The following is a 6,634-nucleotide window of genomic DNA, read 5'->3' on the forward strand; positions in this document are numbered from 1 at the left end:
TGCATGCCGGTGCCGGCCGTGAACGAAGCGTTCCGCATATGCAAACACGGCAATCAAGGATGCTGATGCTCTGTGCGGCATGAACTTATGACCAGAACAGCGGGGAGCTTGGATATCGGTTTTCATTGGTTTACCGGGCAAGGCGATGTCCGTAGATTTCATCTGCCCACAACACACACCTACGGAGGACGCATGAACACCCGTCGCCGCCTGGCCCTGTCGGTCCTGGCACTGTCTCTCTTCGCTACAGGCCGCGCATCGGCCCAGGCCGCACCCACCGAGCCGCTCAAGGTGATCCGCATCGGTGTGGCCACCGGCGGCGTGGGCAGCAACCCCATCCGCCACGGTGGCACCACCACTGCGCTGGCCTACACCGACGGGGCCTTCGAGGCGGCGTTCCGCCAGGACGGGGTCGAGATCAAGTGGGTGTTCTTCAAGGGCGCTGGTCCGGCCGTCAACGAAGCGCTGGTGAACCACCAACTGGATTTCGCCTGGCAGGGTGACCTGCCGGCCATCGTGGCGCGCGCCAACGGTGTGAAGACCAAGCTGATCGCCGGCAGCGGCGTGCGCACCGGCCTGTACCTGGCGGTGCAGCCGGACTCGGGCATTCAGAAACTGGAAGACCTCAAGGGCAAGCACGTGGCGCTGTTCAAGGGTACCAACCTGCACCTGGCCGCGTCCGCCGCACTGGCGGCGCATGGCCTCAAGGAAAGCGACCTCAAAATCATCAACCTGGACCTGGCCGGCGGCCGTACCGCGCTGCTCAACAAGGACGTGGACGCGATCTTCGACTACGTCGGTGCCTTCGACCTGCGCGACAGGGGACAGGCGAAGATCGTCTGGTCGGCAGCGGCCGACAACTACAAGTACACGCGCCAGGCACATCTGCTGGTGACCGAGGACTTTGCTGCGAAATACCCGCAGGCGGTGCAGCGCGTGGTGACGACGCTGGTCAAGGTGGCGCACCGTTATTCGCAGGAGGCCAACCGGGCCGAAGTGTTCGAGCGCTGGGGCAAGACCGAGTACCCCGAGAAGATCTGGCGCGAGGACTTCATCGGCCAGCCGCTGCGTGTGCGCTTTTCGCCGCTGCTCGATCCCTTCCTGGTGGCGCGCTACAACGAGGCGGCCAAGGACGCCCATGCACTCAGGCTCACCCGCAAGGTGCCCGAGATCGACAGCTGGTTCGACCGCCGCTACCTGAACGCAGCGCTCAAGGAGCTCAAGCTCGAAACCTACTGGCCGGTCTACGGACCCGACGGTCAGCTGGTGGACTGACGACCCCAGCCGAGAGGAGCGCGACCATGTCTTCATCCCCTGGTGCGACCGCGTCGCTGCCGTCGCCAGCGTCCGTGGCCCCCGCGCACAGCGGGGGCACTGCCCGCTGGCGCCCGCCGCTGCGATGGCTCTGGGCCTGGCCCTTTCCGCTGGCGCTGCTGCTGTTGTGGCATTTGTCGTCCGTTCTGGGATGGGCGCCCGAGCAGGTGTTGCCACCACCAGCCCAGGTGTTCCGCACCTTCGCCGACATGGTGGCCAGCGGCGAGATCTGGACCAACCTGGAGATCAGCCTGGTGCGCGTCTTCACCGGCTTCGGCATCGGTCTGCTGGCCGGATTGGTGCTCGGTTCCGTGATGGGGCTCTCGTCCGCTGCGCGCGACTACCTCTACCCGCTGTTCAAGGCGTTTGCCCAGGTGCCGGTGATCGGCTGGCTGCCGCTGCTGATGCTGCTGGTGGGCATTGACGAGGCGCTCAAGTTCCTGCTGATCGCCAAGGCCACCCTGGTGCCGGTGACGCTCAGCACCTGCCAGGGCATCCAGGGCGTGCCCAACCGCCTCATCGAAGTGGCCAGGGTCTATGGCTTCAGCCGTTGGCAGATGCTGACCCGTGTGGTGTTTCCCGTTGCCACGGCACCGATCTGGAATGGCGTGCGCTACGGCCTCACCCACGCCTGGCTGGCGCTGGTGGTGGTGGAACTGCTGGCCTCGTCCGAGGGCATCGGTTTCCTGATCGTCTATGGGCGCCAGCTGTTCCAACTGGACGTGGTGCTGGCCTCGGTGCTGGCAGTGGGCATCGTGGGTTTTGCGATCGACAGGCTGCTGTCGCTGACCGAAGCCTGGCTGCTGCGCTGGCGCAAGCCGGGCCTGTGAACAAGGAGACCGACATGTCCCAAGCAACGTCTTCCGGTGGAGTGCCCCCGGCCCTGCGGCCCTGGGTACTGCCGGTGCTGATCCTGCTGCTCTGGTGGTGGGCTGTGGCATCGGGCTGGTCCACCTCGCCATTGCTGGTATCACCTTGGGCGGTGTGGGAGAAAGCGCTGCAGCAGATCACCAGCGGCGACCTGTGGGCGGCTCTCTCGGCCAGCCTCTGGCGCAATGCCCAGGGCTTCGTGGCCGGGGCCAGTGCCGGGCTGGCGGTCGGGGTGCTGCTGGGCTGGTCGCGCTGGGCCGAGCGCCTGGTCGGCCCGTCCTTCCACACGCTCAAGCAGATCTCGCTGTTCGCCTGGATCCCGATGCTGTCGATGTGGTTCGGCCTGGGTGACGGCGCCAAGATCGCCTTCATCGCCATGGCAGCCTTTTTCCCCATGGTGCTCAACACCTTCGAGGGTCTGCGCAGCGTGCCGCGCGAGTTCATCGAAGTCGGACGCGTCTATGGCTTCGGCTTCCGGCAGCAACTGACCCGCGTGATTGCGCCCTCGGCCGCACCCTCGGTCTTCACCGGGGTGCAACTGGCGCTGATCTACAGCTGGCTGGCCACGCTGGGCAGCGAATACCTGATGGCTTCGGGTCCGGGCATCGGCAACACACTGATCGACGGGCGCGAGCACTTCCAGATGGATCTGGTGCTGTTCGGCGTGGTCGTGATCGGGCTGGTCGGCAGCGTCCTGAACGCTGCGACGGGCGCACTGGAGCGCCGCCTGCTGGCCTGGCGCGACCGCACGGTCGCCCGCTACTGAAACTTCCGGAGAAAGACACCATGGCACACGCCGGCACCCTGGACATCCGGGGCCTGAACAAGCGGTACGAAGTGAAGGGACAGCCCCTGCCCGTGCTGCACGACATCAACCTCACCATCAAGCCGGGTGAGTTCGTCAGCATTGTCGGCACCAGCGGCTGCGGCAAGTCCACGCTGTTGCGCCTGATCATCGGCCTGGAGGAGGACTACGAGGGCGAGATCCTGCTGGACGGCACCCGCGTCCGGGGTACGAACCTCAACCGCGGCATCGTGTTTCAGGAGCACCGCCTGTTCCCCTGGCTGACGGTGGAAAAGAACATCGCGCTGGGCCTGCTCAATTCGGGTCTGACCGAAGGCCAGCAGCGCGCCACCATCCGCGAGCACATCGAACTGGTGGGTCTGAACGGTTTCGAGAAGGCCTACCCGCACCAGCTCTCGGGCGGCATGTCGCAGCGCGTGGCCATTGCCCGCGCGCTGGTGAACCGGCCCGACATCCTGCTGCTGGACGAGCCCTTTGGCGCGCTCGACGCCATGACCCGTGCTCACCTGCAACAGGAGCTGCACCGCATCTGGCAGACAGAGGGCATCACCATGATCCTGGTCACCCACGACGTGGAGGAGGCGGTCTACCTGGGCGACAAGGTGGTGGTGATGGAGCCCCGCCCCGGCCGCATCCGTCGAACGGTGCCGGTTCCCCTGGCTCACCCGCGCGACCGTGCCTCCTACGCCTTCACCACGGTCAAGGACAACGTGCTGCGCGAATTCGGCGAGCACAGTGCCGCCGAACTGGCCGAACCCCCGCTGAAAACCGCACGTCCCGATACGAGCACCTGGCAGTTCGCCGTCTGAACCTTCCCTGTTTCCCGAGGACCCTCATGAACAAGACACCCGTCTCATCAGTTCAACGCCGGCACTTCGTGGCCGGTCTCGCCGCCACCAGCCTGGCCGCGCCCTGGCTGGCGCGTGCGCAGTCCCACGCTGCCAGGGTGGTGCGCATCGGCTCCCCCGACCTGGGCACTGCCGGCAAGCCCTCGCCGGGCGGTGGCTCGCTGGCCATCGTGCAGGCCAACCGCTGGCTCGAAGAAGAGTTCGCCAAGGATGGCATCGAGGTGCAGTGGAACTTCTTCCGCGGCGCCGGCCCGGCGGTGGCCGAGGCCCTGGCGGCCCGGCAACTGGACATTGTCTCGCTGGGTGACCTGGCCTCGGTCATCCACAAGGCCCGTGGGTTGCCTACGCGCTTCATCGCCGCCACCGGCCGCGGCACGGGCAGCTACCTGGCGACCGCTCCGGGATCGACCATCAGGTCGGTGGCCGATCTGAAGGGCAGGAAGGTCAGCGTTCTCAAGGGCACGGCCTACCAGCGCCCGTTCGACAACCTGCTGGCCGCCGCCGGCCTGAGCGAAAAAGACGTCCGGCTCATCAACATGGACTGGCCCAGCTCCAAGGCCGCCGTGGTGGCCGGGCAGATCGATGCCACCTTCGGCGGGGCGGACCTGTTCATCCTGCGCGAGAAGGGTGTGAACATCCTGCCGCTCACGCGTGGCAAGGGGGCGGCCTTCACCATCAACTCCGGCCTGCTGGCCACCGAAGACTTCGTGGCGGGCAACGCACCCCTGGTGCAGCGCGTGGTCGGCCAACTGGTGCGAGCGGCGGCCTGGGCCTCGCAGGAGGCCAACCGCGAAGCGCTGATCAAGCTCTACGTCGCCAACAGCGGCAACCCCGAAACGTCTTTCCGCGAGGAGCTGGCGGGCGAGAACCTTGCCGTGCGCTATTCGCCACTGCTGGACGATGGCTTCATCGCCAACTACCAGACGGTGCTCGACGACGGCCTGCGTCTGGGCCTGATCCGCGGCGAAGGGTTCGACGTGAAGCGCTGGTTCCAGCCGCAGTTCGTGCAGCAGGCCGTGAAGGATCTGAAGCTGGCCAATACTTGGCGCGAGACCGACGCGACCGGCAAGGCCAAGGGGGCGGCATGAGCCAGACCGCGACGCAACCCAACATCGTGTTCATCCTGGCCGACGATCTCGGCTGGGCGGACCTGAGCGTCTACGGGCAGTCCCACTACCAGACGCCGAACCTCGATGCGCTGGCGGCCGGTGGTGTGCGCTTCACGCAGGCCTACGCCAACTCGGCGGTGTGTTCGGCCACGCGCTTCGGTCTCATCACCGGGCGCTACCAGTACCGCCTGCGTGGCGGGCTGGAAGAACCCCTGGTGCGCACGGCCCACCTGCATGGCCTGCCGGCCGACCACCCGACGCTGCCCTCTCTGCTGCGCGATGCGGGCTACGAGACCGCGCTGATCGGCAAGTGGCACCTGGGCAACCTGCCGCACTACGGCCCGCTCAAGAGTGGTTACAACCGCTTCTTCGGCAACTATGGTGGTGCCATCGACTACTTCACCCACAAGCCTGGCGTGGGTGCGGCGGTGCCGCGCGACCTCTACGAGGGCGAAGTGCCGGTCGAGCGCGTGGGCTACTACACGCAACTGCTGGCCGACGAGGCCAGCTCGTGGATCGGTCAGCAGGCGGCCGACAAACCCTTCTTCCTGTCGCTGCACTTCACCGCACCACACTGGCCCTGGGTCGGCCCGGACGACGAACATGTCTCGCGCGATCTGACCGACATCTTCCACTACGACGGCGGCAATCTGCACACCTACGCCCGGATGGTGCGTTCGCTCGACGCCGCGGTGGGGCAGGTGGTGCAGGCGCTCAAGGCCAAGGGTGTGTTCGACGACACCATCGTGATCTTCACCAGCGACAACGGCGGTGAGCGTTTTTCCAAGACCTGGCCCTTCACCGGCCAGAAGACCGAACTGCTCGAAGGGGGCATCCGCGTGCCGACCCTGTTGTCCTGGCCGGCACGCCTGCAGCCCCAGGTCAGCGAACAGGTCACCATCACCATGGACTGGCTGCCCACGCTGCTGTCGGCCGCGGGCACGGCGCCACATCCCGACTACCCGAGCGATGGCGAGAACATCCTGCCGGTGCTGGAAGGGGCCGTGCCGGTCCATGAGCGCCGTCTGTTCTGGCGCTACAAGGCGCAGCGCCAGCGCGCGGCGCGGGAGGGCCGCTTCAAGTACCTGCGCATCAACGACAACGAATTCCTGTTCGACGTCGAAGACGACACGCTGGAGCGTGCCAACCTCAAGGACAAGCACCCCGAGATGTTCGCTCGCCTGCGCCAGTCGTGGGAGGCGTGGAACGCGCAGTTTTTGCCCATCACTGACGAGGTGCTGACACACGGCGTGACGCCCGACATCCAGGCCGACCGTTATGCGCCCGAGCGGGCCACGCGTGGCATGTAAGGGGGTGCCGCGGCCTTGCGCCGTAAACGAACATCGATATGCGCATTGATTCGTTCCCCGAATGAAGGCCGCGGCATAACCTGCACACGGGCGTCGCGAAACCCGCAACGCCGACCCAACAACACATTCACGTCTCTTGGAGAAACCACATGCGACTGTTTTCCATCGTCAAGGCTGCTTCGGCTACCTTGCTGGCCGTGGCCAGCCTGGCCGCCCAGGCCGACCAGCTCGCCGACATCAAGCAAAAGGGCGAGCTCGTCATCGGCGTGCTCGGCATCGACGAGCCCAACAGCTTCATCGACCCCAAGACCCGCGAGTTCATCGGCTACGAAGTCGATCTGGCCAAGGCCATCGCGGCCAGGATCGGTGTCAAGCCGG

6 protein-coding genes and 1 pseudogene are annotated in these 6,634 nt (G+C 66.2%); all 7 read left to right on the plus strand.

All coding sequences use genetic code 11. The features are described 5' to 3' along the window. Window positions 1–192: 192 nt before the first annotated feature. Window positions 193–1,275: an ABC transporter substrate-binding protein gene (locus PHQ87_RS13275; RefSeq protein WP_300235207.1), complete on the plus strand. Its 1,083-nt coding sequence runs from the start codon at window positions 193–195 to the stop codon at window positions 1,273–1,275. 26 nt (window positions 1,276–1,301) lie between these two features. Beyond that, the gene (locus PHQ87_RS13280) at window positions 1,302–2,144 is read left to right on the plus strand and encodes an ABC transporter permease (protein WP_300235211.1); all 843 of its coding nucleotides are present in this window, start codon (window positions 1,302–1,304) and stop codon (window positions 2,142–2,144) included. Between the two features lie 14 nt (window positions 2,145–2,158). Beyond that, window positions 2,159–2,950 carry an ABC transporter permease gene (locus PHQ87_RS13285; RefSeq protein ID WP_300235214.1) on the plus strand — a complete coding sequence of 264 codons (792 nt, stop codon included), beginning with the start codon at window positions 2,159–2,161 and terminating at the stop codon, window positions 2,948–2,950. Between the two features lie 20 nt (window positions 2,951–2,970). Then, window positions 2,971–3,798, plus strand: a complete 828-nt coding sequence (locus PHQ87_RS13290; RefSeq protein WP_300235217.1) for an ABC transporter ATP-binding protein — start codon at window positions 2,971–2,973, stop codon at window positions 3,796–3,798. Between the two features lie 26 nt (window positions 3,799–3,824). Next, entirely contained in the window at window positions 3,825–4,925 is a 1,101-nt protein-coding gene (locus PHQ87_RS13295; protein ID WP_300235220.1) for an ABC transporter substrate-binding protein, read from the plus strand. Continuing rightward, the gene (locus PHQ87_RS13300; protein WP_300235223.1) at window positions 4,922–6,256 is read left to right on the plus strand and encodes a sulfatase-like hydrolase/transferase; all 1,335 of its coding nucleotides are present in this window, start codon (window positions 4,922–4,924) and stop codon (window positions 6,254–6,256) included. Before PHQ87_RS13295 ends, PHQ87_RS13300 begins: the two co-directional genes overlap by 4 nt. A gap of 149 nt (window positions 6,257–6,405) precedes the next feature. Further along, window positions 6,406–6,634: pseudogene (locus tag PHQ87_RS13305) on the plus strand (transporter substrate-binding domain-containing protein); the annotation flags it as partial.

The organism is Hydrogenophaga sp. (assembly GCF_028698005.1).
Taxonomy (GTDB): Bacteria; Pseudomonadota; Gammaproteobacteria; order Burkholderiales; family Burkholderiaceae_C; genus Hydrogenophaga.

What these genes read in the sequence shown, in the direction of transcription:
- PHQ87_RS13290 (WP_300235217.1), top strand. Translation starts at nt 2,971, where the DNA reads ATGGCACACGCCGGCACCCTGGACATCCGGGGCCTGAACAAGCGGTAC.
- PHQ87_RS13280 (WP_300235211.1), top strand. Translation starts at nt 1,302, where the DNA reads ATGTCTTCATCCCCTGGTGCGACCGCGTCGCTGCCGTCGCCAGCGTCC.
- PHQ87_RS13275 (WP_300235207.1), top strand. Translation starts at nt 193, where the DNA reads ATGAACACCCGTCGCCGCCTGGCCCTGTCGGTCCTGGCACTGTCTCTC.
- PHQ87_RS13285 (WP_300235214.1), top strand. Translation starts at nt 2,159, where the DNA reads ATGTCCCAAGCAACGTCTTCCGGTGGAGTGCCCCCGGCCCTGCGGCCC.
- PHQ87_RS13295 (WP_300235220.1), top strand. Translation starts at nt 3,825, where the DNA reads ATGAACAAGACACCCGTCTCATCAGTTCAACGCCGGCACTTCGTGGCC.
- PHQ87_RS13300 (WP_300235223.1), top strand. Translation starts at nt 4,922, where the DNA reads ATGAGCCAGACCGCGACGCAACCCAACATCGTGTTCATCCTGGCCGAC.